Consider the following 25,700-nt stretch of genomic DNA (forward strand, 5'->3'; position numbering starts at 1 on the left):
TTTTTTATTTCTTCAAATGAAATAGAAACATTTCAATCAATAAGGATTTGTTCATGCCGCCTGTTTTCATTTGGTAATCTGCTTCTGCGAGAAGATCAATTAAATGGGCCAATTCTTCATCTGAAAATTTATTCGCTTGTCCAAGTGCCAGCTTGACACGGAAAGGGTGCGTTCTCAAGTAACCAGCGATTTGCTGCTGTCCATATCCTCTTCTCGAAAGCTCCTTAACTTGGTAGATTAACCTAAATTGTCCTGCAAGCAGCGCCAAAATTTTTATCGGCTCTTCATTTTGTTTTAATAAATCATAATAAATCCTTAAGGCTTCATCCAGTTTTCGTTGGACAACTTTTTCAATAAGGGTAAATATATTCTGTTCAAGGGATCGTGCAACTAATTTCTCTACTAGGCTTACGTCAATTCTTTTTTCACCTGCAGCATATAAGGCCAATTTATCCACTTCACTGGTAATCATAAACATATTTGTTCCAACTAAAGCCAACAATTGGTCAATAGCATCTTGTTCGAACTCAATCCCGCTGTTTTTCGCCCTCCCCTTGACCCAGTTCTTTAAATCATGTTCATTCAATTTTTTTGCTTCAACCACTTCAGCGGTTCTTTTTAATTCCTTCGTTATTTTCTTTCGTTCATCCAACTTCTCATAGGGCGCCGAAATAACTAACACCGAATAGGGCGACGGTTCTTTTAAATACATTTCGAATCTGGATATATTGTGTACCGCTTTTTCCTTTGTTTTTTCAGCTGTTAAAAAAACAGGATTATGTAAAAAGATGACTTTCTTTTCACCTAAAAAAGGAAAAGTTTCAGCATCTTCGATGGCAACCTCTATTGGCGTTTCCTCTAAATCATAACTAGCAAAATTAAAATCCTTCTCTTCTTCCGTCAAAATATGGTTAAGTAATAATTGCTTCGTTTCATTAATTAAAAAGGACTCGGTTCCAAATAATAAATAAATAGGAGCAATTTCCTTTTGTTTAATTTTTCTCCAAATATCCATTACCATGTGTTAGCGCTCCCCTTCTTCCCATTCATTTCTATGGTAAAGAAGCTTGGACATTTTGACAAGTATTTTAAAGGGAATTAGCACCGATTTATAAGTGCTAATTCCCAATCTATAATGAACGCCCGCAATAGAAGCCCTAGGATATTCTATTGTCTGGCGGAGTTCCTTTAGTAAGTATAGTGTAGCCGTTTATCCGTCTAACTATTTTGACAACTCTTGTCAGTTAAGGAAAGCAATTTGAAGTATGCTGGATTTTTTCTCGAGAATGACTTATACTATATTGTGAAATAGGAGGGGTAGACTGTGAATGAATTTGAAAAAGATGTGCAAAGTAAACGAAACGACGCGATTGATTCTGGGGTAGGATTTGGGGTTTCTTTTGGTTTTTTTGCCATAATGTTTATTGTTGCAACAGTCATTAAGATAATCGGTTCATAATGAATAGCTACATATGTGTCAAGTAGAAGACTGCAATTCGTGCAGTCTTTTTTTTATTAGCGATGCTTTATCCTATGGTAAATATGGCAAAAAGGTTCCTTTTCCATGATAAAATTTATAGGTTATTGCCCCTTGCTCATCGGTTCGAAAAATTATCGTATTTGTTTTTTCTAAGCGTTGAAGCACCTCTTGATGGGGATGACCATAGCGATTATTCTCACCAGCTGAAATTAATGCTACTTTTGGGTTTATTTGATTGATAAACGTTTCCGCACTTGAGGTTTTACTACCATGGTGACCCGCTTTTAACACATCAATATGTAAATTAGGATATTTCTTTTTAATTTTCTCTTCCCCTGCTTGATCTAAATCCCCTCCAAAAAACCAGCTTGTTCCGTCTATTTGGGCAATAAAAGTAATGGAACCGCCATTTCTTTCTCCTGTATAATCTTTTTCAGGGGATACAATAAAAAATCCGTTTTCTTCATCCGTCCACTGACCTCCTGCAGACACTTTTTTAACGGGAATGTTCTGCTTTTTAGCTTCCTTAATAATATCAAGTTCGACAGCTGATGGTTCAACAACATCAGGCATCAGGATTTGTTTTACTTTAAGTTCTTTTAGTATTGAAAATGTCCCGCCAATATGATCCATATCCCCATGGGTTAAAATCAGTTTGTCAATCTTGGTAATTCCCTTTCCTTTTAGAAATGGAACAACAATATCCCTTCCCACTTCAAAAGGTTCAGCACGTTCTCTCCATTTTTCTTCTGGGAAATTTATTGATCCCCCTGTATCAATGAGGTAGGTGCCTTTTCCATGTGGAAAATGGATGAGGATACTATCGCCTTGGCCGACATCAATCATCGTTACTTCTCCATAGGGAGATAACCAGTTCCAACTTTGTTGGGAAATTAAGAGCAATATACTTACAATAATTAGGCAACCCTTCCTTTTAGGAAAAACTTTTGATTCCCAAAGATAAAAAAGCGCAAGCAACAATAAAAAATATGCAATGAGGAAAAGCCCATTTGGTCTACCAGGTATAAACCGAAATAAGGAAAAATCGGCTAGATATTCAATTAGATGATTGGCGAGGCTAATCATGGCTAAGAAAAATTTAGTAAGAATAAGAGGAGTTTTCCCGAAAATAACCTGAATGAAAAACAAAAGATATAACCCTGGGAGATAAACAAATGAGAAAAGCGGGATATAAACCAGATTGGCAACGATGCCTATTAATGATACCTCAAAATAATGATACAACAAGATAGGAAGGGCTGCTAATTGAGCAATCAATGAGGTCGCAAACATCCGCGATAAATTTTTTTCATAAGTTTGAAGGATAAAGGGTGCCGATAAAATGATGAAAAGACTAACTGAGAAAGAGAGCTGGAAGCCAGCATCAAAAATTATCAATGGATTAAAAAGCAAATAAGCAAGAAAAGCTAAACAAATGGCATCAAGCGGGAAAAGCTTAAGTCGGGCCCGCCATTTTATTGTGAGTAAGACAAGAAAAATCATCATGGCTGAGCGGATAACAGAGGGCGAACTTCCAGTCAAGATAACATAGATGGGAAGAATGATCAGAAGGAAATTAATCATGAACTGTCTCGTTAGTCCAAATCGAATCCCAAGATAAAATATCATCGCGATTAATAGGGAAACATGGAGACCAGAAATAGCAAGTAAATGGACAATTCCGGTTTTTTGATACGCGGATAAGACATCCGGATCAAATAAATTTCTGTCACCAAAAATTAAGGCGGCTGAAAGAGAGGCAATTTCCACAGGAAATTGAGACTCAAGATATTTAATCCCTGTATAACGCAGTTGTTTAATCATAACCAAGGGAGATGGCTTCAACGGAGAACAATTTTGAAGCGGGTTTTCTTCGCTCTCTATTGTCCAATAAATTTTGTTTCTAGCTAAATAGGTTCGGTAATTAAACGCATTGGGATTTTTGGCAACTGCTGGTTTTTCTAAGGTACCAGATATTCTGCATAAACTTTGATAATACATTTTCGTTTTTAAACTCGCTTGTTCTTGTTCGGATTGAATCTTGTAGCGGACTAGAATTTTCTCCTTATAGTGGGGATCTAATGCCTGCACTTGTAATAAGTCACCATCGATTTTTGGGTCTTGAGTATATTGAAGATAAAAAGTCGTAGTTGACGCGGGGATTACTGTTTTATTGTTGGAAGCTGAATGGTAACCAATAAACATGAAGGTCATAAAACACAAGGCAACACTTGTTAGCTGTATGTTGGAAAATCGTTTGAATTTATATAGAAGATAAAGAGTAAGAATTTGTAATAAGAAAAAAGGAAGGAACTTAAATAGCACAGAAAGTACTCCAAATAAAGCGGAAACTGCAAAATAAAAATATTTTCCATTCATCGATTTTCTCCATTTTTGGTTTCTTATAAAAACATAGAAGAGCCGGCACATGACCGGCGTCCGAAGTATTATTTGGTGATCTTACCTAAATCAATAATTGACTCACTTAATGCAACCTTTTCAATTGAAACGTTTGCCTGTTGAAAAAGGTCAATTGCATACGGATGGTTTTTATAATCCTCCGCATAATAAACCGTTTTAATACCTGCTTGGATAATCGCCTTACAGCATTGAAGGCAAGGAAAATGAGTAACATAAATTTCAGCGTTAGCGGTCGGAACTCCAAATTTGGCGCACTGTAGCAGTGCATTCATTTCAGCGTGAATAGTTCTAACACAATGATTATCAATCACGTAACAACCTTTATCTATACAATGATCTCCGCCTGCTATCGAACCGTTGTAGCCCCCAGCAATAATTCGTTTATCTCTAACGATAGTAGCACCGACTGTCAAGCGAGTACATGTGCTTCTCAGTGCGAGCAAATGGCTTTGTGCCATAAAATATTGATCCCATGAAATTCTCTCCACTTCTCCCACTCCTTTTTTAGATACTCATCTATAAGTTTAAGCGTGCTTGTCCTTTCTGGTCAAATATAGAATTATTAAATAGCAATTAAATCTTTTAATTTTTCAAAGGTTTTGTCTCCGATACCGCTTATACTTTTTAAATCTTCGACTGTTTTAAAAGGACCGCTGGTATTCCTAAATTCGACGATGGCTGCTGCCTTAGCCGGACCGATGCCGGGAAGATTTTGCAGTTCAGTTTCATCGGCCTTATTAATGTTAATTTTTGCTTCTTTTTGACTGCCATCTGAGGAGGCAGGACTTCCTCCGGTGTTGATTGGTGATGAAACACCCTCCTCTCCCTTTGCGGGTATATAAATAATCATTTCATCCTTAACGTGTTCAGCAAAATTAACCAGACCTTGGTCAGCTTTGTCCGTTAAGCCTCCGGCACGGCTAATAACATCAATCACTCTTTCACCAGTATTCGCTTGATAAACTCCTGGCTGTTTGATTTGCCCTTTCACATCCACCATAATTTTATCGGGTAGTTCTGGTTGTTTTTCTGTTTGTTTATTTCCTATTTCTTTTTCATCTGCTTGAAAATTTTCTTCCATAGTTACTGTGTTTGCGGGGGAAGGCATTACAGAATCACTGACATAAAAATAATAAATACCACCTATTGCTATCAACGCACCAATCAAAACATAAATCTTGTGTTCGATCAACCAGTCTTTCACTTGAATCCTTCCTTTCTAAAGGTATATTTCACTTTCTGATTTCATATGGTTATAAAAGAATATTGCATGCGAGGAGGGTCGGAACAATGAATATAGGTATTATCGGTACTGGTAATATGGGGAGGATGCTGGTTGAAGCCATGATTGAAGGAAAAGCCATTTCCCCTGCTTCAATGATAATTACAAACAGGACAAAATCAAAAGCCATGTTGCTTAAAGATAAATATAAAGAAATTAAGATTGGGGCAAATCCAGGAGAAGTAGCTGCTGAGTCCGACTTGGTATTTGTTTGTGTCAAACCATTTGATGTTTATAAAATTTTAAATGAAATAAAACCACATTTAAAACCAGAAAAATGTATGATATCCATAACGAGTCCTATCAGTACAAGCCAAATTGAAAAAAAGGTTTCCTGCTCAATCGCAAGGGTAATCCCAAGTATTACGAATAGAGCCTTATCAGGGGTGTCGTTGATTACCTATGGAGAAAATTGCAGTGAGTTATGGAAAACAAAGATTGAGGAATTAATTAACAAAATTGGGGTGCCGGTTCATATCGAAGAAAAAATAACAAGAGCTGCCTCTGATATCGTTAGTTGTGGTCCCGCTTTCTTCAGTTATCTATTGCAGAGTTTCATCAAAGCGGCCGTGAAAGAAACTGAAATCGATGAAAATGATGCAACCGTTATGGCGAGTGAGATGATAGTCGGTCTAGGTGAGTTATTAAAACAAGGACATTATACCTTACCGTCACTACAAGAAAAGGTATGTGTTAAGGGTGGGATTACAGGTGAAGGAATAAAGGTATTGGATAATGAACTCGGGGACATTTTTGAACATATCTTCCAGGCTACTCAAGCAAAGTTTAAAGAAGACCTGGATAAGGTAGAGTCACAATTCTCAAATTATTAATTTCGCCATGAACTGACAAAAATCCTTTTTATTTATATAAAAAAGCCATCATTTTTAGATGGCTTTATTTGTATTTTTTGGCTATAAAAAAGATCCGTTCTGATTCTGGCTGTGGTTCCAGGTTTTCAAAATCTGCACTGACTTCAAGCAGTTCAAAACCGGCCTCGAGCAACCATTTTGAATATTGCTGGATGGTATATGTACGTTGAAAATGAAGTTCATCGAAGCGTTCATATTTTCCGGTCCGTTCATCTAAAACAAAAAAGCTTAACTCATGTTCGACACTATTTGGACTTTTACCAGCAAAGCTATTCCAGATATAGGAAATCTCTTCCTCACTGGAAGCATATGTTTGATTAATAAATAGTTGAGCAATTTTATAAACGGAATGGACATCAAAGATAAAAATCCCTTCATCGGCCAAATGCTGAAAAACATTTGAGAAGGTAGATCTAACTTCTTCCTCGGTTTGAAGATAATTTAACGAGTCACATAAAATTCCAATGACATCAAAATCAGCCTGACCTTCTAAGTCAGCCATATTTTGCTGAAAAAACGGAATACTTACCTTTGCATCCTCAGCTTTAGCCTGTGCAACAGCCAACATATCTTCAGATAAATCGACACCCGTTACTTGAAAACCGTCTTGGGCTAATCGGACGGATAATTCACCCGTTCCACAAGCCAAATCAAGTAAGCGAGTGCCCAAAACATTATATTTTACGCAGCGCTCTTTGACAAACTGGACCCACTCGTCATATGGTGCATCCTTCATTAGTTCGTCATATAGATAAGCGAATTGCTGATAACTCATGTATTTAACTCACTGAGGATATCTTCCATTGGTGCATCGCCCCATAAGCGCTCTAGCTTGTAATAACTTCTTTCATCACGATGGAATACGTGAGCAACCACATCACCAAGGTCAATTAATATCCATCTCGCTTCATCAAAACCTTCCATTCGTTTTACTTCATATCCATGTTCTTGCGCTTTTTCCTTCATTTCCCTTGCAACCGCCTGAACTTGTTTATCCGAATTACCATGACAAATGATAAAGTAATCGGCAATAAGAGAAATCCCCTTCATATTTAAGGCTAGTATGTCTTCCGCTCGTTTGTCATCCGCGGCTTTTACAGCAATTTTTAGTAGTTCATGATTATCCATGAATCAATCCTCCAGTTTTTCGATTAGGTCATTGTACGTATAGAATGTATCAGGGTATACAGTTTGATTCTTTTTCAATAAAAAGATAATTGTGTTTTTGATTGCCATAATTAATGCTTTATCTAAATTTTCTTTAGCCATCTCTCTTACTTCTTCCACACCTGGAAAATGACGGCCTGGTTCAATGTAATCAGCTAAATAGATTATTTTTTCTAAAAGCGTCATTCCCAGTCTTCCTGATGTATGATACCGAATGGCATCTAACACTTCACGATCTTTTATGCCGGCTTCCTTTTCCACCAAATAAGTTCCAGCAGGTGCATGCCACAATTCCGAATTGAAATGAAGAAGATCCTTTGGAAATCCCTGTTTAGCGATAATTTCCTTCATTTCTTCTTTTGGACGAAATTTAGCATAATCATGAAAAATGGCGGCTAATTCAGCTTTTTGTTCATCTCCGCCATATTGCCTCGCAAGTGCTATTGCTGTCTCCATTACACCTAAAGTATGCTGATAGCGATGGTCGGTAAGTTGTTCCTTAACAAGCTTTAATGCTGCTTCACGATCCATATAAATGCTTCTCCTCGATATATTGAATGACCGAATCGGGCAATAAATACCGAACGGTCTGTCTGCTTTTCACCCTATCTCTAATCATACTTGATGATACATCAATTGCGGGCACATCTACATAAAGGACAGGGTACTCAGTTCGACTGTTATACTCGGGTCTTTCAACTCCAACAAATTGGACAAGGTTAATAAGTTCGTCAATTTTATGCCATTTCGGCAGATACTCAATCATGTCCGCACCAATAATAAAGAAAAACTGATGGTCGGAATACTGGGCATTGATCATTTTCATCGTATCGACGGTATAAGAAGGGCCTTGCCTATCGAGTTCGATCGTTTCGACTCTAAAAGAAGCATTGCCAGAGATGGCTAATTCGAGCATTCGCAGGCGGTCTTCATTTTTAATCGATTCGGATTTTTTCTTATGAGGAGGCTCTTGGTTTGGCATAAACCAAATTTCATCCAGATGAAGGGTGGAAAGAACCTCATTTGCAATTAAAAGATGTCCGTAATGCGGAGGATCAAAGGTCCCTCCCAATATTCCCACCTTCTTCACGCGCTCGACTCCTTATACTTTCATTTATGGAAGCTTGATTGTTTTCTTTTCCTCAGACTCTTTATAAAGGACAATGGTATTCCCGATTAATTGAACAATTTCTGCTCCTGTCCCCTCTGCTAACTGTTCAGCAACGACAGTTTTATCTTCTTCACAATTTTGCAGCACACTGACTTTAAAAAGCTCCCTTGCTTCAAGGGCATCAGCAATTTGCTTAATCATATTTTCGTTGACTCCCCCTTTACCTACCTGAAAAATAGGATCTAAGTGGTGAGCTTTTGAACGTAAGAATCTTTTTTGCTTTCCTGTTAACATGTTCTTCCTCCTAGTTGTTTTAACACATTATCTCTCATTCTTTCCACATCTGGGAATATACCTGTCCATTTTTCAAAAGCAAGTGCTCCTTGATAAACAAACATATCTAATCCGTTTTGAATGATTGCTCCTTTTTGCTCGGCTTCTTTTAAAAATTTTGTTTCAAGTGGATTGTATATGATATCACAAAATACTGCTTGTTTCCTTAAATTATTTAAAACGAATGGCTGTTCATCAATTTTAGGGGACATTCCGATCACAGTCGTTTGAACAACTAAATCATATTCCCCCAATGATTCACTTGCCTCTTCAAACGAATATGCTCTTGAAGAAACGGAATATGGACAATCCTTGATTAGTTCTCGGGCTTTTTCAACCGTACGATTTGCAATGTCCAATGTATCAGGGTTTTCCTTTGCCAATGTAAAATAGATAGCCCTCGCTGCTCCGCCTGCCCCGATAATCAGAACCTTTTGACCGGCTATTTTAGGTAGAATTGGATTTAACCCTTTTAGAAAACCCGGACCATCTGTGTTATATCCCATTAATTGTCCGTTCTCATTTACAACCGTATTCACTGCCCCAATATTTGCGGCTAATTCATCTATTCCATCCAGAAAAGGAAGGATTTTGCTTTTATGTGGTACTGTAACATTAAATCCACCCACACCTAGAGCTTTTAGCCCTTTGACAGCATCATACAAATCCTCATCCTTTACTTGAAATGGCAGATAGACGCCATCAATATTATAAAAGGAAAATAAATCATTGTGCATAACCGGAGACATCGAATGTCCGATTGGATCCCCCAAAACAGCAAATAATTTCTTCACAGTACTCCCCCACCTGTAGGTTATCTTTTTATATTAAAGATTTACGAATTAATGCTTGGACCCCTTTGGGCACGTAGGCAGCTACCTTTGCACCAGGCTCATTAACGGTAATCCATCCAAGTCCAGAGAAAACAATATCAGTTTTTGCTTCTTTAATGATAAACTCCTGTTTCACAAGTTCTGGAAAGGAACCTAATTGATCCATTCGAGGCGGGGCTAACATTTCCCCCACATGTTTTTCATAAAGTTCATCGGCATTCTCTATTTTGGTCCTGTGAATAGATAATTCATTGGAAACATAACAAACAAATGATCTTCGGCCGCCGCTAATATAATCGAAGCGAGCTAACCCGCCGAAGAACAAGGTTTGCCCTTCATTTAATTGAAATACCTTTGGCTTGATTTCTTTTTTAGGGGTGATGATTTTTAAATCCTTTTTATCAACAAAATGAGCCATTTGATGATGGTTAATAATACCAGGAGAATCTATTAATGCTTTTTCATCATCCAACGGTATTTTGATAATATCCAACGTCGTACCTGGAAAATGGGAGGTGGTAATAACATCCGCTTCACCTGTTACCTCTTTAATGATTCGATTGATAAACGTAGATTTCCCGACATTTGTACAACCGACTACATAGACGTCTTTACCATTCCGGTGTTCATCAATGGCTGCCGCTGTTTCTCGAACAAACAACCCTTTTGCTGCACTTACAAGGAAAACATCTTCAGGCTTTAACCCGAGTTCTTTCGCCTCATGTTTCATCCAATGAATTAATTTGCTATGCTTCACAGATTTTGGCAACAAATCTACCTTGTTCCCGACAAGAAGCACTTTATTGCTGCCAACAAAACGATGTAACCCAGGGAGCCAACTGCCATTAAAATCGAAAATATCGACGATCATGACAATTAACGCATCTGACTTACCCATTTCATTTAATATTTTCAAAAAATCATCGTCCGTTAAGCTAACATCTTGAACCTCATTGTAGTGCTTGAGACGAAAACATCGCTGGCAAATAATTATTTCCTTTTCCAAGGCTGATGTTGGCGCATATCCTAGTTCCTCTGGGTTCTCTGTTTGTACTTTTACTCCACAACCCATACATATATATTGATGTTCACTCACAAATTAATCCTCCCATTGAAGCATACCTTTTTTTCGAAACCAATTTAAAATTCTTCTTTCAGCAAAACGGTTAAATTTTGTCCAAAAGCCGTCCGTCTGGGCAACAGGGACAACCAGGATGGTATGAAATCCACCCCGGTTCCCGCCAAGTACGTCTGTCAGTAACTGATCTCCAATGACTACTGCCTCTTCTTTTTTGATTCCCATTTGTGAAATTGCTTTATGAAAAGCGACTGCAAATGGCTTCCTGGCCCTAAAAATAAAGGGAATTTTCAGTGGATCCGAAAAAGCTTTGACTCGTTCTTCATTATTATTCGAAACAATTGTCACGAGAATATTATGTTTTTTAATTTCCTCAAACCATTTAATTAATGGAGGAGTAGCAAAGGGACGGTCCCACTCTACTAATGTATTATCTAAATCCGTAATGATCCCCTTAATCCCCTTAGAACTTAGCTCTTCAGGAGAGATATCAAGAATGCTTTTGACATGTTCATTCGGTAAAAATTGTTTTAACACTCAGCTTACACCTCATTGGCTTCTAAATAGATTCGTTCAAAATTTTTTCTTGTACCATCATAACCAATTTTAGCCTTTGTTTCAAAGATTAAAAGAAATTAGTTTTAAACTTATTATTCATCAAAACATGATAATACATGATTGTTAAATATCATTGTTGTATTAAATACAACCTAAATATATCAAATTTGTGACGATAAATAAAAAACATAAAAATATTTTTCGACAAAATCCAACATTTCCAAACATTGTGGATAAAGTTATTAACATTATACCCATTGAATCATACACTTTTCATCATTTTATAAACAAAGTAATCACAAGTTATCCACCAGAATATGTGGATAAATGGAACGATTGTTCTACAGGAATAAATTTGGTAGATTTAGGTTACACCAATTGAACATACCATTTTATGTTTATATTTCCTATAATAGAACACTTTATTTTTCAAATCGGAGGTGGAATTTGCCGTGCGGAAACTATCAGATGAATTATTAATCGAGTCTTATTTTAAGGCAAGAGAATTAAATCTAAGCCCAGAATTCATTGGACTTATTGAGTCGGAAATGCTTCGACGTTCCTTATACCATAAAATAAAAATATCTTCTTAAATAAATCTTAGCCCTCAGAGGGCTTTTCTTTTTGGCTATTTTCCTTGCATAACAGGCTGGCTCTTAGAGTTGTTTTTCATTTTTTCTAAAGACCCCTATTTTCTCACCCACCTTAATTTCTTTCGGGGTACGAACATTTGAATCCATTTGAAAGATATCCTTTTCAAATAACAGGACAACAGTAGAACCGAAGCTGAAGTAAGCCATTTCTCCGCCCTTCTCTAAATCAGATCCCTTGTGTGTGGTTTCAATGGAATTAACAAACATAGCCCCCACCTTTACAATTGCCACATGCCCGTAATCGGTTTTAACTTCAGTAATCACCCGATAATTTTTGGCAAGCGTTCGAACTCCATACTTTAATCCCATCTTATTGACTGGATACGATTTTGAACCAAGCGTCCATTGCTTAGTAACGATCCCATTTACAGGACTATGAATACGATGGTAATGACTTGGGCTTAAATAAAGAATCATGTATGTACCTTGTATATACTTAGCTAACAACTCGCGGTCACCGAGCATTTCCTCTATGGAATACGTCTTTCCTTTGACAAGGATGTCACTCGTCTCTTTAATGGGTCCAACATCTTCAATAACAGCATCAACTGGACTAACAACGGTGTCCTCACTTTTATCGATAACTCTTGCTTCCTTTTTCAATGTCCTAACAAATAAATCATGAAGAGTAGGATATTCTAACAAGCCCTTCTCCATTTCTCCTTGGTTTAAATGATAAATCTTGGCGAAGGAAGGTACCATGAAACGACTGACTGAAGAACGAGCAAAGCTTCTTAAAATACCTGATGTCCACCTTCCATTTGTTAACTCAATCATAAGACGATAAAGACCTTGGATCATTGAACTACCCCCAAATAGTGTAAAAATACTCTTTACGAAAAGACATAAAACGCTTAAAATTAAATATTATAGAATGGATGAACGAAATTTAATTCCCTTTTGGCTTAAAAAAAAGGAGTGGTGTGGAGCATGTTTTTGTTGGATGTACTTGATCAAACAATAAAAAAACTTAAATCGCAAACAGCTAATGTTATAACCTTAACAAACTTATCACTGGGCGGGTTTGCAATAGTATTCGGACTTCATGGGAATCTACGATTAAGCCTGCTGTTAATTTTTATTGCCGCATTGGCAGACCGTTTTGACGGCATGATTGCACGAAAGTTTAATATCGAATCTGAATTAGGGAAACAATTAGATTCCATGAGTGATATTATATCATTTGGCGTAGCACCTGCACTATTACTATATGAAGGAATTTTGCATGAATTTGGCGGACCGGGTTCATTTTTCACCGTTTTCTATATCGGTTGTGGTGCCTTTAGATTAGCACGCTTTAATATATCGGAAAACAATGGATACTTTACCGGCTTACCCATTACGGCAGCAGGATGTCTGGCAACCCTAAGCTTTTTAGCCATCCCTTATATTCCATCGCAATCCTTCTTATTTATTACCATCATTCTATCATTCCTTATGGTAAGTTCTTTTAAACTGAAAAAAGTCTAATCATTACAGAGCATCCATCTCGCCAACGATGGATGCTCTTTTTTCCCCCAAAATGTTTCCTCAAATAAAAAAGTTTATGGACAGACACAATTTCCCTTTTTCTTCATAGGAATTAATAATAGGCGAAATGGCCAAAAAAGACGGGGGTGGATGTGGATGTCTGGAATCTTAACAGCTCTCGGATATTTAATGAAGGAATTTTTATTTCTTGTATCCTATGTAAAAAATAATGCCTTTCCTCAACCCTTATCTGCTGCAGAAGAACGAAAATATCTTCGTTTAATGGCTGAAGGGGATTCACATGCGCGTAATATGTTAATTGAACACAATTTAAGACTGGTCGCGCATATAGTAAAGAAATTCGAAAACACTGGGGAAGACTCGGAAGACCTAATCTCGATTGGAACGATTGGTTTAATCAAGGCCATCGAGAGCTACTCAGAGGGGAAAGGAACAAAGCTAGCAACCTATGCCGCACGTTGCATTGAGAACGAAATTTTGATGCATTTACGAGCACTTAAAAAAACAAAAAAAGATGTCTCCTTACATGATCCAATCGGTCAAGATAAGGAAGGAAACGAAATCTCGTTAATCGATGTGCTGAAATCAGAATCGGAAGATGTAATTGATACGATTCAGTTGAACATGGAGCTTGAGAAAGTGAAGAAATACATTGAAGTTCTCGATGATCGAGAAAAAGAAGTAATCGTCGGGCGCTTTGGTCTGGACCTTCAAAAAGAAAAAACACAACGAGAAATTGCGAAAGAACTGGGCATATCAAGAAGCTATGTATCAAGGATTGAAAAAAGAGCCTTAATGAAAATGTTCCATGAATTCTATCGGGCAGAAAAAGAGAAGAAAAAGAAGTAATAAAAAGGCTCTTTTCGTAAACTTTGTTACTTTTGGAGCTTTATAAGGTTCATTTACTAAGTTCCTAGGCAATTTTCGCAAATGTTCTTACGAAAAGATGCCACGAAGATATAGTTATACGGGTTGATGAACTTATACGAAAAACAACAATCTATGCGAAAATAGCCAATAAAAAAAACAGAGCAGGGATTTATTCCAGCTCTGTTTTTCCATTCTGCATTGGATTATTCCATTTAAGCCCACCATCAAGCGATTCATATACATCATTCTTATAGGTGGTAAAGGCTATTTGTTTCGAATTTTTTGGATTTACTGCCAAATACGTAATTGGATTATCATAATCAAGAAATGGAAAGGCAATATTTTTTTGTTCGCCTGTAGCAGGATTAATCGTTTTTAATAATATTTTCTTATTTTCAACACTTGAAAATAAAATTGTATCACCGCTAAAGGTAAGTGCTGTTACCATAAATGGATCTGTAATCTGCTTCATCGTATTTCCGTTATCGGTTGAATAATAAATGCCAGATCTAGTCGACAACGCGATGGTATCGCCATTTTTCGGATGAACAGCAATCATCCCAAATGAATCCGCACTAAAATTCTTTAATGCACTTTGTTTCCACGTGGTTCCATTATCTGTAGAATAGTTCAGGCCTTGGCCTAGTTTTTCATTGGGCTCTTCATTAATGACATAGAGACCTTTTCCTAAATAACTGGCTCCCACGAAATGAAACAGTGACTGACCATAGAAGGATACCTTACTGATGGTTTGTCCTTTATTAACACTCTGAATTAAACCGAGAGGATCCTTTAACCCCGATCCTTTTTGCGGATGACCACTGGCCAAGAAACCAGCATTAACCGCTTGAAATCCAAAGTATTCATGTTGGTTCGTTGTAGTTTCATACCATTTAGAACCTTTAAACATTGTTAAGCCCTTATCTGTCGCTACATACAAAGCAACATCATTTCCTGGATAGCCCACACCAAGAATCTGACCAACTTTTAATGATTTCGCCTCATTAATGTCATAGGTAATGTTTGCTTTCTTTTCCTGTTGTGAATTCTTTTGCTCTTGTTTTGTGTCTTGGCAGCCTGAAGCCACAAGGAGCATGATTCCTGCTAGCATCGCAAGAAAGACTTTCATTGTAATCTTCACTTTATTCCCTCCATACTAAACTATGAGGTATTCGTTTATGAATCCTTATCCATCCACTTATACCCTAGTCCCCATACGGTTGTCAAATATTCATCAACAGGAAATCCAGTTTTCCGTAATTTATCTCGTAAATTCCGAACATGAGAGTCAATCGTCCGGTCTTCTGTTGGAGCTGCATAACCCCAGATTGTCGTCAATAAGTGTTCCCTGGTAAACACTTTGTTCCGATTTTTAAGTAAAAGCGCTAATAAAGCAAATTCTTTAGGTGTGACAGGTATATGCTGATTCCTATATGAAACATCGAACGATTCCTCATTTAATGCTAGACCAATAAAGTTAATTAAGCCTGTATGACCTGTTCTTCTTCTTAAAACGGCATCAATACGTGCTAGTAACTCCTCTTCATCAAATGGTTTCGAAATATAGTCATCCGCACCCATTTTTAAACCTTTTACAATATCATTTTTTTCACTCCGTGCCGTTAGCATGATAATCGGGATGTCCCAGTTTTTCCGAATTTCCTGACATGCTTCCCATCCATCCATATCAGGCATCATCACATCTAGCAGAATGATTTCAGCTTTCTCCTCTTCCAAATATTGAATGGCCTGTCGAGCAGTGGTCATTTTTAGGCAATTATATCCCTTGGGAGTTAAATAAAGGGAAAGTAAATCTAACATTCTTGGTTCATCGTCAACGAGCAGTATTTTCTTCACTATCTTCCACTCCCGCATATTAAAATCTTGAGTAAATTATACTATATAACGGCTTAGACAAATATGAAGATAATAGTAATTTCCCTTATTGAGTTTCTTTCGGAAAGCGTAGTGTATAGAATTTTTTGAAAAACAACTATATAATTATGTTGTTCATACATAAAGGGGGTATATAGAATGAAAGCCACTCCATATTTGGATGTTTGGAACCTAGACGTATTTTTTAAAGGGGGCAGCGAGTCAAAAGAATTTGCTGACCACTTAAACCGAACCTCAGAATTAATTGAGTTATTTCAATCAAAAGTGAATAACTGGACGCCACTTAATTCCCCTGAGGATTCAAAACTCTTGGTAGAGTTGCTTGAAGATTTTGAGAATTCCGCTAAAAAACTGCGTCAAGCGGGTGCATTTGTGGGATGTTTGCAGGCACAAAATACCGAAGACAAGAAAGCTTATAACCTAGAAGCAAAAGTAACCAGTTTAAGCGCTGCCTTCCAAACAGCTCTTAGTGAGTTTGATAGTTTATTGACAACAATTACTGATGAAGTTTGGACACAGTTATTAGCGGATGAACAACTAAATGTACTTTCTTATATATTAACGGAACGACGTGAACGTGCAAAAGATAAGCTTTCTAAGGAAGAAGAGGCATTAATAAGCGCCCTTGGTGTTGATGGTTATCATAGTTGGGGTCAGTTGTATGATTTAATCGCTGGAAAGATAAAAATCTCTTTTAACGAAAATGGAGAGGAAAAACGGCTATCTGTTGGGCAGGCTTTCAATAAATTTTCAAGCCCCGACAGGAATGTCCGCACAGCGATGTTTAAGAATTGGGAGAAGGCTTGGGGGGAAGAGGCTGACCTTTTAGCAAAAACCCTAAATCATCTTTCAGGCTTTCGTTTAAATGTATATCAGAAAAGAGGCTGGGAAGATGTATTGAAAGAGCCGCTTAGTATTAACCGAATGGAAAAAGGGACACTGGAAACGATGTGGTCGGTCATTTCGGAAAATAAACAAATGCTTGTTAAGTATTTAGAGCGGAAAGCTTCGCTCCTAGGACTTGAAAAATTGAGTTGGTATGATTTAGATGCCCCTTATGGTAAAACGGCTTCAAAGGTTTCGTATCAAGAAGGTGCTGAATTTATCGAGCAGAACTTCGCTATTTTTGGTGAAAAAATGGCTTCTTTCGCCCGAAAGGCGTTTGAGCAACAATGGATTGAGGGGGAAGATCGTCCTGGAAAAGCACCTGGCGGCTTTTGTACTTTCTTTCCGGAAAGTAATCAATCCCGTATCTTTATGACCTATTCAGGAACACCGTCAAACGTTTCAACCTTAGCTCATGAACTCGGTCATGGGTTCCATACATTTGCAATGAAAGGTGTCCATCATCTCAATCGCAATTATGCGATGAACGTCGCTGAAACGGCTTCAACCTTTGCTGAAATGATTGTGTCGGACGCAGCAGTAAAAAATGCGAAAAATGAAGATGAAAAGCTAGTTCTTCTAGATGACAAAATCCAAAGAACTGTTGCCTTATTAATGAATATCCATGCCCGTTTCTTGTTTGAAACACAGTTTTATGAGGAAAGAAAACAAGGTCCTGTGGCGGTGGAACGTTTGAATGAGTTAATGCTTGAGGCACAAAAAGAGGCGTATTGCGATGCTTTAGAAGAGTACCATCCGTTATTCTGGGCGTCGAAACTCCACTTCTTTATTACCGGAGTTCCATTCTATAACTTCCCATATACCTTTGGCTTCCTTTTTTCACTTGGCATCTATGCGCAGGCGCTTGAGGAAGGCAAAGGCTATGAAGAAAAGTATATTGCCTTATTAAGGGATACGGCGTCAATGTCAGTGGAAGACCTTGCTCAGAAACATTTACAAGTGGATTTAACTCAACCGGACTTCTGGGAAAAGGCCGTTCGAATATGCTTGGATGATATTGATGAATTCTTGGTGTTAACAGATAAGTAAAAAGATTAAAGCATCGACCAAAGTTGGTCGATGCTCATTTTTTATTCTACACTAAGCTCAGCTGAGATTACACAGCTGATTGCCGCAGTAATGACGATCCCCATCACAACCATGAACATACTCTCCACCCCTTAGATAGATCCTGTTCTTTCTAATTTGAATTTATCATATTATCACAGTACCTATCGGAAGGAAATTTGAACATTTTGTTAACAAATAATTATGGCAATTAGCAAATTATCTATATATATGATATCATTATGATCCTTTTTTCTTTGATTTAAAGAGTAGCGACAATAATAAGGTATGCAGTGGCATCTCGTTACCTCCTAATTTTAATCACGTAGCTAAGTGGTATCCTTCATAACCCAGAAACTAGCACCCCGACCTTGCATTCGTAAAAATAACATATATAAAACCACCTTTCTTCTCATCAAATTTTTATTAAGGCTCTTTTCGTAACCTTTGTTGCTTTTGGAGCTTTATAAGGCTCATTTACTAAGTTTCTAGGCAATTTTCACAAAAGTTCTTACGAAAAGATGCCACGAAGCATATAGTTATATGGATTGATGTATTTATACGAAAAACAACAATCTATGCGAAAATAGCCTTTATTAATTACATACCGTGGTACATGGATGCTTGACGGTCTTTGTTTTGTTCATAGATCTTCTCAACCATTTCTTGATGAATAGCTTCTTGTGTACTTACTTTTCGTCTCTTAATCGTGATCGAAAAGAAGATAATATTTAGAGTCATTTCTGTTCACTTCCTTATTTCATTTATTAAATTAATTATTTCCATTATATATAGCGGTACATAGAAATTTGCTTATCCTTGTTTTGTTCATAAAGCTTTTCAACGATTTCCTGGTTGGCAGCTTCTTGTAAACTAATTTCACGTTTTTTCAATGTGATCGTGAAGAAGAAAATATTCAGGGTCATGTGTGACCACCTCCTTTAAATAATCTTTAGTAATGCAGTCGCAACAGATTTAATTTATGCTGCACATATCCAAAGTGCTCGTAAAAAGGGCACAAAAAGGGCACAAAAAGGCCGCAGAAGAGTATCCCCTGCGGTTCGGTGATTTTTAGGCACAAAAATACCGCAGAGCATCATTCTCCCTGCGGCATGGATATGTATGGTAACTTAATTTAATATTAAGCAATCCATTCCAGTTGGGTCGAATGTTTGATATTCAAATATACAGTTGTAGATGCTGCCATTTTGCCAGTTGCTGCTACCGATCTGCCAGTTAGTTCTAACATCATTTTCTTCGACCTCCATTTGGAATAATTTACTTACTACGGTAATTATATCCACACACCAATACTTTGTAAACCTTTTTTACAGAAATTTTAATAAATTAATTTAAATGCCTACAAACAAAAAGGGTGTCAGGCACCATGTGAATTTTTCACATGGTGCCTGACACCCTAGGTGTTACGACTTTAATGCATTGTCCAGATCCTCAATGAGGTCTTCTACGTCTTCGAGGCCTACGGAGATTCTCACTAGGCCATCTGTGATTCCTAGTTCTGCTCTGCGTTCTGCTGGGATTGAAGCGTGAGTCATTCTTGCTGGAACTGAAATCAAGCTTTCGACAGCTCCAAGGCTTTCAGCTAGTGTAAAATATTTCACCTTACTTAGTAATTTGTCAGCATTTTCGGCACTTCCGACATCAAATGAAACCATCCCGCCAAACCCTCTTGTTTGCTTTTTAGCGATTTGATGATTTGGATGGGTTTCAATTCCAGGGTAATAAACTTTCTTCACATTCCCGTGCCCTTGTAAAAATTCAACAATAGCCTTTGTATTAGCTTCCATCTCTTCTAAGCGAACTCCTAAGGTGCGAATGCCGCGAATTAACAGATATGAATCTTGCGGACCTAAGATCCCGCCAGTTGAATTCTGAACAAAATGAAGATCTTCAGCAAGCTGTTCACTATTGACAACCGCTAAACCTGCTACGACATCACTGTGCCCGCCAAGGTATTTTGTGGCACTATGAACAACAATATCTGAACCAAGTTCGATTGGATTTTGCCAATAAGGTGTTGAAAATGTGTTGTCAACAATAGTTAAAAGGTTATGCTCTTTCGCAAGCTTCGCTACAGCCTCAATATCAGTAATCTTTAAAAGCGGATTTGTAGGTGTTTCTAAATGTATAGCCTTCGTATTTGGTCTAATTGCACTTAAGATATTTTCTGTTTTACTTGTATCAACAAAGGTAGAGTCAATTCCTAATCGATTCAATACTTTGGTCATAACACGAAACGAGCCGCCATAAACATCATCTGTTAAAATTACATGATCTCCACTGTTAAACAGCATCATCACAGCTGTCATTGCTGCCATTCCAGAGCCAAAAGCAAATCCTGCTTTACCTCCTTCAAGTTCTTTGATCAATTCCTCAAGCGCATGTCTTGTTGGATTTCCAGTACGTGAATATTCATACCCCTTGTGTCCGCCGACACCCTCTTGCTTATACGTACTCACTTGATAAATCGGAAAGGTAACCGCACCTGTTGCTGGGTCATTACTTATTCCACCATGAATCAATTGTGTTTTTCTTTTCAATCTAAATACCTCCTTCAAAAATCTTCTTGCTTAAGTAACGTTCGCCTCCGTCAGGGAAGATAACAACGATATTTGTACCAGGTTTCGCCTTTTCTGCCTCTTTAAGCACAGCATGAAAAGCTGCACCAGAAGAGCTGCCCACTAACAAGCCTTCTTTTATAGCTAATTTCTTAACAAGGGCAAATGCAGTCTCATCCGGTACTGTATGAATTGCATCAAAGTAAGCTGGATCCATATACCCTGGCAAAAATTCCATTCCAATACCCTCGGTCTTATGCGGACCTGATTCACCACCGTTTAGGATTGATCCCTCCGGCTCAACAATGACTGTTTTTACTGCTTTCTTTTGGTCCTTTAAGTAACGAGCAGTCCCCATAAATGTCCCGCCTGTACCTGCTCCGGCAACAAAGATATCAATTTGACCATCCATTTGATCCCAGAGTTCTGGGCCAAGTGTTTTATAATACGTTTCCGGGTTCGCGGGGTTACCAAATTGCTGCGGACAGTACGACCCAGGGATTTCCTTCAGAAGCTGCTCAGCCTGGGCAATTGCCCCCTTCATCCCCTGCTCGGTTGGGGTGTGAACAATTTTTGCCCCCAGTGCTTTCATTAAATCTTGCTTTTCTATGCTAAACTTTTCAGGAACACATAGAATAACCTGTACTCCTTTGTCAATAGCTGCAAGCGCTAAACCAATACCTGTATTCCCTGCAGTAGGCTCAATCACGGTTCCACCCGTCTGCAATTTTCCAGTAGTAAATGCTTCCTGTAATAGCTCAATCCCAAGGCGGTCTTTTACACTACCGCCTGGATTCATAAATTCTAACTTTGCAAAAAGACGAACTCCATCCGGTACAGGAAATTTTGAGATCTCGACGATCGGTGTATGCCCGATTAATTCATGAACACTATGATAAACCTTCATGTTTTCACCTCTACTATCGTAAAGCTGCTACCATTTTCATAACAAGTGTTGCAGAATTAGTTGCTGCTTTATCAATAAATTGATCAAAAGAAAGTTCGGATTCTTTTCCAGCAATATCTGAAAGCGAGCGAATAATCACAAATGGGACACCAAAACGGTGGGCCACTTGCGCTATCGCAGCTGCTTCCATTTCAACGGCTTGCAGGTCATTAAATTTCGAACGGACAAAATCCACGCGGACCGGGTCTTCCATAAATGAGTCACCAGTGACGATTAAGCCTTTAACAATCTGGAAATTATCAAGTTCCTGTGCGGCTGTTTCCGCGACCTTGATTAATTTTTCATCCGCTGCAAATGCTGCGGGAAGCTGCGGTACTTGACCATATTCATAACCAAATGCTGTTACATCGACATCATGATGCCGTACTTCCGTGGAAATCACTGCATCCCCAACATTTAGTGAAGGATTGAAGCCCCCTGCGGAACCTGTATTGATGATGCAATCAGGCTTATATTTTTCAAGCAGGATAGTAGTTGACATAGCTGCATTAACTTTCCCAATCCCAGAACGAAGCAATATAACATCCGCCCCATGCATTTTTCCAAAAGTAAATTCACATCCGGCGACGGTTTCTTGTGTTTGATCGTCGATATTGTCTCTAAGTAAGGTAACTTCCTCTTCCATTGCTCCGATGATTGCTATTTTCATACTTTGACCTCTTTCTCCGTTTTTTACGCCTCCCGAGATACTTTCTTTGCTGAAGTCGTAATATTTCTGCTTATAATCTTCCTCGGATACATCCAACGTATCCGCAAACACTATTCTACCCTTTTTGAAAAAAGCATGCTACATAGAACAATTATTTTACACCTAAAAACATCATCAATCCTATAAGTATACTATGGATTAGTGAAAAACCTGTTCCCAACTTATCATATTTAACAGAAAAACCTCTCGAAATCTCGAGAGGTTTTTTCACCATGATTATTGGTCAATTTCAGCTAGTTCTTCTACCTTTGTCGGTTTCCAGCCTTGGCCATCAACCCACTGAAGATATACATTATACTTATGCTGATTATCTTTTGAAGCGACTGTGCTAAACGAACCATTGGTTGTAGATTTATCTCTTCCCAGCCAATACACTGTCATATTGCCTTTGTCTAATCCAGTGGCATAGGAAATGGCATTCAACATTTCCTGCCAGTCAACAGAAGATTGATCATAAACAGCCGTATGCTCGCCTGTTTGCGATGTACCAACAGGTTGCCAGGATGGATTTTCCGTTACACGAACCACATTATTAGTCCCGTCTCCCTCTGTTACCACTTCCTGTGACTTGTCAGCATCCTCAGGAACCGTAGCATCTTCGGGTGTTTCAGAATTCTCCTGTGTTGAAGTCTCTTCACTTTGTGCATCTTCTTCAGCAGCAGAATCAGTGACATTGTCGTCGCCATTAGAGGTGACTTCATCCGTCTCTTTTTGTTCCGTATCCTTTTGTTCTGTTGCTTTTTGCTCTGTTTTAGTCGTATCATTTTTTTGTGAAGCATTGTCATTCCCTGTTGCAAAAATATTGTATGCGACAAAAATTATTAGTAAGAGCACAACGATGATTAAACCATTTAAAACAATATTAGTCTTTTTTCTTTTCGCACGATTACCTGAACGCGAATTAGAAGTAAAGTCATTAGTCAATTTATTCCCTCCTAAAGTAAAATACAGAAGCCCCCTTGGTACAGGAGCCAGTCATTTATAGACTCTCAATATTCTAACATGATTTTAAGAGAACTTGAAGGAAAAACCATTTCCTATTGCATTCCTTTATCTTTTTGATACAGCATTTTTACCATATCAGCAAATAATGAATTTACCCCTCCCTCCGAATCGAGAACATCCAAATTCACTGCAACAAGTACGTATTTGGGATTATCATAAGGGAAATAACCCGCGAACCATTTATTATGCAACTGCTTTCCAGCTTCATATTTTCCTGTTTCAGCGGTCCCTGATTTTCCTGCTACCTCGTATGGCAAGTCCTTAAACCATCTTCCCGTTCCATTCGGATTCAATACTACTTCCCGCAGTAATCTCTGTAGTTTCATCGCGGTATAAGGAGAGATGTTATCGCCATTTAAGTTTTGCTTTGGAAAATCGACCATTGTCGTCCCGTTTTTATATTCAATTTTTGATACGGCTCTAACCATCTCCTTTTTACCACCTCTGGCGATGGTTGCCATCATATTTGCGACAGCTAATGGAGTTGCCCGCACCTCATTCTGTCCAATTCCAGACATAGCAGCGAAATTTGCATCCTTTCTAGCGTCATCAGAAAGAAACACTCTTCCCTTATCTTCATCAGCAAGTTGCTTAAAATCATTTGTATGATAAATATCTCCGTTCCAGCCAACAGACCCAATTAAGGACAATTTTTCAGAATAGTCTTCTAAAAGGTGTGGATTCATTTTTTGTAATTCAGTTGCTAGCACTCCGAACGTCCGATTACAGCTTCTGGCAAAGCTATTTGTAAAATCCAACATTCCATAATTATATTTTAATTCTGGTTTTCCATTGATTTTCTTACTACAATTATACAGACGGGTTGGGTCATCAAGATTATGATCTATAGCCGCAGCTGCCACAACTGTTTTGAAAACAGAGCCCATAATCTGCTGTTTTAACATCATATTTGTCATTCCTACACCATTGTAGGGATCATTTTTATTTATTGTTGGCCGCGAAACGAGCGAGAGGATACTATTATCCTGAATATTAAGGAGGACCAGGCCTCCTTTTTTAATTTGATATTGGTCAACTAAATCCTCCGCTTTTTGCTGAATTGTTTTATCAAGGGTTGTCCGAATATTAACAGGATAAAACGGATTGGCAGGGTCCACATATTTAACATTAATACCAAACAGTGGGGCTCCGCCTCCATCCACATGATAAACAAGCTTAGACTTTCCTTCAGGGAGAAGGAACTCGTCAAAGCTTTCCTCAAGCCCTGACACTCCAATCAAGGTTTTCTCGGATAGTTCTTTATCTGGGTATCGTTTTTTTAATTCTTTTACATTTTCTCCTGTAAGCCCAATCAGTTGTTCTGCTGGTACGTCTGAGCGCTCAAACTTTTTTTCAATCGCAAATACTCCTGGAATTTTCAAGCTGTTGATTCTATCCTTTTGTGATGTAGTAAGTTCTACTGGTTCAGGATCACCATAGGCAAATGGCTTTTTCGCCCCTTCAACTGCCATTTTAAGGACATGTACTGGTATTCCAGAAATGTTCGATACCTTGTCAGCATCCCAATTCAATTTCTTTAAAAACGGAAAAAGGACAAGAACTGAGACCTTTTTATGTGTGAGCATGGTACCATTTCTGTCTAGAAAATTTCCTCTGCCATTATCGATAACTAGCTCTTGTGTTCTTTGTTGCACACTTTCCTCTAGTAAATTTACGTTATGTTTGGAAAAAGTCTCCGTCTCAATTAACTGTATTTGCATTAAACGTCCTAAAAGTAACAGAAAACCTATAATAGAAATAATAAGCCACCCAATTGCTCGTTTTCTCCACATAAAAAACACCTCGTCAAAAGTTTTGACGAGGTTTTCTTATTTCAATCAATGATTCTAATGAAAGACCAAAAAATAGTTATAAGTAAGATTATTTAATACTTACAATACGGACGCTCATTTCACCGCCAGGAGTTTGAACTGATACTTGATCGCCAACCTTTTTACCTAACAGGCTTTTGGCGATTGGAGAATCATTCGAGATCTTCCCTTCAAATGGATCCGCTTCAGCGCTTCCAACAATGGAATACGTTTCTTCATCACCTTCTGGAAGCTCTACAAAAGTAACCTGACTACCTAGTGTAACAGAGTCACTAGCCATGGCAGCCTCTGCAATAATCTTAGCGTTGCGAATCATATTTTCTAAAGTTGTAATCCGTCCTTCAACAAAAGCTTGTTCTTCTTTCGCAGAATCGTACTCAGAGTTTTCAGACAAATCCCCAAAGCTTCTCGCAATTTTAATTCTTTCAACCACTTCTTTACGCTTCACTGATTTTAAGTATTCAAGTTCTTGGATAAGTTTTTCTTTACCTGCTTGTGTCATCGGAAATACTTTCTCTGTAGCCAAAACCCTCACTCCTTCTAGTCCTTAAGAATTGTGTATGTACTATATGTAATACTATGCCGTTCAGCACAATAGATAGTAGCGCGT

At 38.0% G+C, this 25,700-nt stretch carries 28 protein-coding genes and 1 pseudogene; 6 read left to right on the plus strand and 23 right to left on the minus strand.

Annotated elements, in window-relative coordinates; all coding sequences use genetic code 11:
- Positions 1-4: 4 nt before the first annotated feature.
- Complete coding sequence (gene holA, locus ACJ004_RS14995) at positions 5-1,021, minus strand: DNA polymerase III subunit delta (protein WP_410893868.1); 1,017 nt, start codon at positions 1,019-1,021, stop codon at positions 5-7.
- A gap of 303 nt (positions 1,022-1,324) precedes the next feature.
- On the opposite strand from holA, the gene ACJ004_RS15000 reads away from it, so the two are divergent.
- Entirely contained in the window at positions 1,325-1,459 is a 135-nt protein-coding gene (locus tag ACJ004_RS15000; protein WP_410893869.1) for a YqzM family protein, read from the plus strand.
- 72 nt (positions 1,460-1,531) lie between these two features.
- Here the strand turns inward: ACJ004_RS15000 and ACJ004_RS15005 are convergent, their stop codons facing one another.
- From ACJ004_RS15005 to ACJ004_RS15015, 3 genes and pseudogenes are all read right to left on the minus strand, one after another.
- A complete protein-coding gene (locus ACJ004_RS15005; RefSeq protein WP_410893870.1) occupies positions 1,532-3,859 on the minus strand; it encodes a DNA internalization-related competence protein ComEC/Rec2 in 2,328 nt (775 codons plus the stop codon).
- Positions 3,860-3,945: 86 nt separating this feature from the next.
- Positions 3,946-4,389, minus strand: a pseudogene (locus tag ACJ004_RS15010) (ComE operon protein 2); the annotation flags it as partial.
- 74 nt (positions 4,390-4,463) lie between these two features.
- Entirely contained in the window at positions 4,464-5,105 is a 642-nt protein-coding gene (locus ACJ004_RS15015) for a helix-hairpin-helix domain-containing protein (protein WP_410893872.1), read from the minus strand.
- A gap of 86 nt (positions 5,106-5,191) precedes the next feature.
- Here ACJ004_RS15015 and comER point away from each other — a divergent pair, with 86 nt between their 5' ends.
- The gene (gene comER, locus ACJ004_RS15020) at positions 5,192-6,016 is read left to right on the plus strand and encodes a late competence protein ComER (RefSeq protein WP_410893873.1); all 825 of its coding nucleotides are present in this window, start codon (positions 5,192-5,194) and stop codon (positions 6,014-6,016) included.
- 64 nt (positions 6,017-6,080) lie between these two features.
- Here comER and ACJ004_RS15025 read toward each other — a convergent pair whose 3' ends face one another.
- From ACJ004_RS15025 to ACJ004_RS15060, 8 genes are read right to left on the minus strand one after another with little or no spacing between them, the layout of a single operon-like run.
- Positions 6,081-6,830, minus strand: a complete 750-nt coding sequence (locus tag ACJ004_RS15025; protein WP_410893874.1) for a class I SAM-dependent DNA methyltransferase — start codon at positions 6,828-6,830, stop codon at positions 6,081-6,083.
- Complete coding sequence (gene rsfS, locus ACJ004_RS15030; RefSeq protein WP_410893875.1) at positions 6,827-7,183, minus strand: ribosome silencing factor; 357 nt, start codon at positions 7,181-7,183, stop codon at positions 6,827-6,829. The genes ACJ004_RS15025 and rsfS overlap by 4 nt, the downstream gene beginning before the upstream one ends.
- A gap of 3 nt (positions 7,184-7,186) precedes the next feature.
- Entirely contained in the window at positions 7,187-7,753 is a 567-nt protein-coding gene (gene yqeK / locus ACJ004_RS15035; protein WP_410893876.1) for a bis(5'-nucleosyl)-tetraphosphatase (symmetrical) YqeK, read from the minus strand.
- Positions 7,743-8,312, minus strand: a complete 570-nt coding sequence (locus ACJ004_RS15040; RefSeq protein WP_410893877.1) for a nicotinate-nucleotide adenylyltransferase — start codon at positions 8,310-8,312, stop codon at positions 7,743-7,745. Before ACJ004_RS15040 ends, yqeK begins: the two co-directional genes overlap by 11 nt.
- Before the next feature lie 24 nt (positions 8,313-8,336).
- Positions 8,337-8,627 (minus strand): ribosome assembly RNA-binding protein YhbY, encoded by a 291-nt coding sequence (yhbY, locus tag ACJ004_RS15045; protein WP_410893878.1) that lies wholly within the window; start codon positions 8,625-8,627, stop codon positions 8,337-8,339.
- Positions 8,621-9,460 carry a shikimate dehydrogenase gene (gene aroE, locus ACJ004_RS15050; protein ID WP_410893879.1) on the minus strand — a complete coding sequence of 280 codons (840 nt, stop codon included), beginning with the start codon at positions 9,458-9,460 and terminating at the stop codon, positions 8,621-8,623. The genes yhbY and aroE overlap by 7 nt, the downstream gene beginning before the upstream one ends.
- Before the next feature lie 28 nt (positions 9,461-9,488).
- Positions 9,489-10,595 carry a ribosome biogenesis GTPase YqeH gene (gene yqeH, locus ACJ004_RS15055; RefSeq protein ID WP_410893880.1) on the minus strand — a complete coding sequence of 369 codons (1,107 nt, stop codon included), beginning with the start codon at positions 10,593-10,595 and terminating at the stop codon, positions 9,489-9,491.
- A gap of 3 nt (positions 10,596-10,598) precedes the next feature.
- Positions 10,599-11,114 (minus strand): YqeG family HAD IIIA-type phosphatase, encoded by a 516-nt coding sequence (locus ACJ004_RS15060; RefSeq protein ID WP_410893881.1) that lies wholly within the window; start codon positions 11,112-11,114, stop codon positions 10,599-10,601.
- Between the two features lie 473 nt (positions 11,115-11,587).
- On the opposite strand from ACJ004_RS15060, the gene ACJ004_RS15065 reads away from it, so the two are divergent.
- Positions 11,588-11,728, plus strand: coding sequence for a sporulation histidine kinase inhibitor Sda (locus ACJ004_RS15065; protein WP_081825323.1), 141 nt, complete (start codon positions 11,588-11,590; stop codon positions 11,726-11,728).
- A 63-nt stretch (positions 11,729-11,791) separates the two neighbouring features.
- On the opposite strand, the gene ACJ004_RS15070 is transcribed toward ACJ004_RS15065, so the two are convergent.
- Positions 11,792-12,589: a phosphatidylserine decarboxylase gene (locus ACJ004_RS15070; protein WP_410893882.1), complete on the minus strand. Its 798-nt coding sequence runs from the start codon at positions 12,587-12,589 to the stop codon at positions 11,792-11,794.
- A 129-nt stretch (positions 12,590-12,718) separates the two neighbouring features.
- On the opposite strand from ACJ004_RS15070, the gene pssA reads away from it, so the two are divergent.
- Both pssA and sigK read left to right on the plus strand, forming a co-directional pair.
- On the plus strand, positions 12,719-13,258 hold the full coding sequence (gene pssA / locus ACJ004_RS15075; RefSeq protein WP_410893883.1) for a CDP-diacylglycerol--serine O-phosphatidyltransferase: 540 nt from the start codon (positions 12,719-12,721) through the stop codon (positions 13,256-13,258).
- 156 nt (positions 13,259-13,414) lie between these two features.
- Positions 13,415-14,128 (plus strand): RNA polymerase sporulation sigma factor SigK, encoded by a 714-nt coding sequence (sigK, locus tag ACJ004_RS15080; RefSeq protein WP_026563502.1) that lies wholly within the window; start codon positions 13,415-13,417, stop codon positions 14,126-14,128.
- Between the two features lie 190 nt (positions 14,129-14,318).
- Here the strand turns inward: sigK and ACJ004_RS15085 are convergent, their stop codons facing one another.
- Positions 14,319-15,290, minus strand: coding sequence for a F510_1955 family glycosylhydrolase (locus ACJ004_RS15085; RefSeq protein WP_410893885.1), 972 nt, complete (start codon positions 15,288-15,290; stop codon positions 14,319-14,321).
- A 35-nt stretch (positions 15,291-15,325) separates the two neighbouring features.
- Positions 15,326-16,006, minus strand: a complete 681-nt coding sequence (locus tag ACJ004_RS15090; protein WP_410893886.1) for a response regulator transcription factor — start codon at positions 16,004-16,006, stop codon at positions 15,326-15,328.
- Positions 16,007-16,183: 177 nt separating this feature from the next.
- On the opposite strand from ACJ004_RS15090, the gene ACJ004_RS15095 reads away from it, so the two are divergent.
- Positions 16,184-17,980: a M3 family oligoendopeptidase gene (locus tag ACJ004_RS15095; protein WP_410893887.1), complete on the plus strand. Its 1,797-nt coding sequence runs from the start codon at positions 16,184-16,186 to the stop codon at positions 17,978-17,980.
- A 618-nt stretch (positions 17,981-18,598) separates the two neighbouring features.
- Here the strand turns inward: ACJ004_RS15095 and ACJ004_RS15100 are convergent.
- The 8 genes from ACJ004_RS15100 to greA form a co-directional block, all read right to left on the minus strand.
- Positions 18,599-18,739, minus strand: a complete 141-nt coding sequence (locus ACJ004_RS15100; protein ID WP_410893888.1) for a YrzI family small protein — start codon at positions 18,737-18,739, stop codon at positions 18,599-18,601.
- 44 nt (positions 18,740-18,783) lie between these two features.
- Positions 18,784-18,924, minus strand: coding sequence for a YrzI family small protein (locus tag ACJ004_RS15105; protein WP_410893889.1), 141 nt, complete (start codon positions 18,922-18,924; stop codon positions 18,784-18,786).
- A gap of 498 nt (positions 18,925-19,422) precedes the next feature.
- Entirely contained in the window at positions 19,423-20,559 is a 1,137-nt protein-coding gene (locus tag ACJ004_RS15110) for a bifunctional cystathionine gamma-lyase/homocysteine desulfhydrase (RefSeq protein WP_410893890.1), read from the minus strand.
- A 1-nt stretch (position 20,560) separates the two neighbouring features.
- On the minus strand, positions 20,561-21,484 hold the full coding sequence (locus ACJ004_RS15115) for a PLP-dependent cysteine synthase family protein (RefSeq protein WP_410893891.1): 924 nt from the start codon (positions 21,482-21,484) through the stop codon (positions 20,561-20,563).
- A 13-nt stretch (positions 21,485-21,497) separates the two neighbouring features.
- The gene (gene mtnN / locus ACJ004_RS15120; RefSeq protein WP_410893939.1) at positions 21,498-22,193 is read right to left on the minus strand and encodes a 5'-methylthioadenosine/S-adenosylhomocysteine nucleosidase; all 696 of its coding nucleotides are present in this window, start codon (positions 22,191-22,193) and stop codon (positions 21,498-21,500) included.
- Between the two features lie 276 nt (positions 22,194-22,469).
- On the minus strand, positions 22,470-23,177 hold the full coding sequence (locus tag ACJ004_RS15125) for a YrrS family protein (RefSeq protein WP_410893892.1): 708 nt from the start codon (positions 23,175-23,177) through the stop codon (positions 22,470-22,472).
- Positions 23,178-23,290: 113 nt separating this feature from the next.
- Complete coding sequence (locus tag ACJ004_RS15130; RefSeq protein WP_410893893.1) at positions 23,291-25,051, minus strand: peptidoglycan D,D-transpeptidase FtsI family protein; 1,761 nt, start codon at positions 25,049-25,051, stop codon at positions 23,291-23,293.
- An 88-nt stretch (positions 25,052-25,139) separates the two neighbouring features.
- Positions 25,140-25,616, minus strand: coding sequence for a transcription elongation factor GreA (gene greA, locus ACJ004_RS15135; protein ID WP_410893894.1), 477 nt, complete (start codon positions 25,614-25,616; stop codon positions 25,140-25,142).
- Positions 25,617-25,700 lie beyond the last annotated feature (84 nt).

Source organism: Neobacillus sp. 204, assembly GCF_046562815.1.
In the GTDB taxonomy this organism is placed as follows: domain Bacteria; phylum Bacillota; class Bacilli; order Bacillales; family Cytobacillaceae; genus Neobacillus.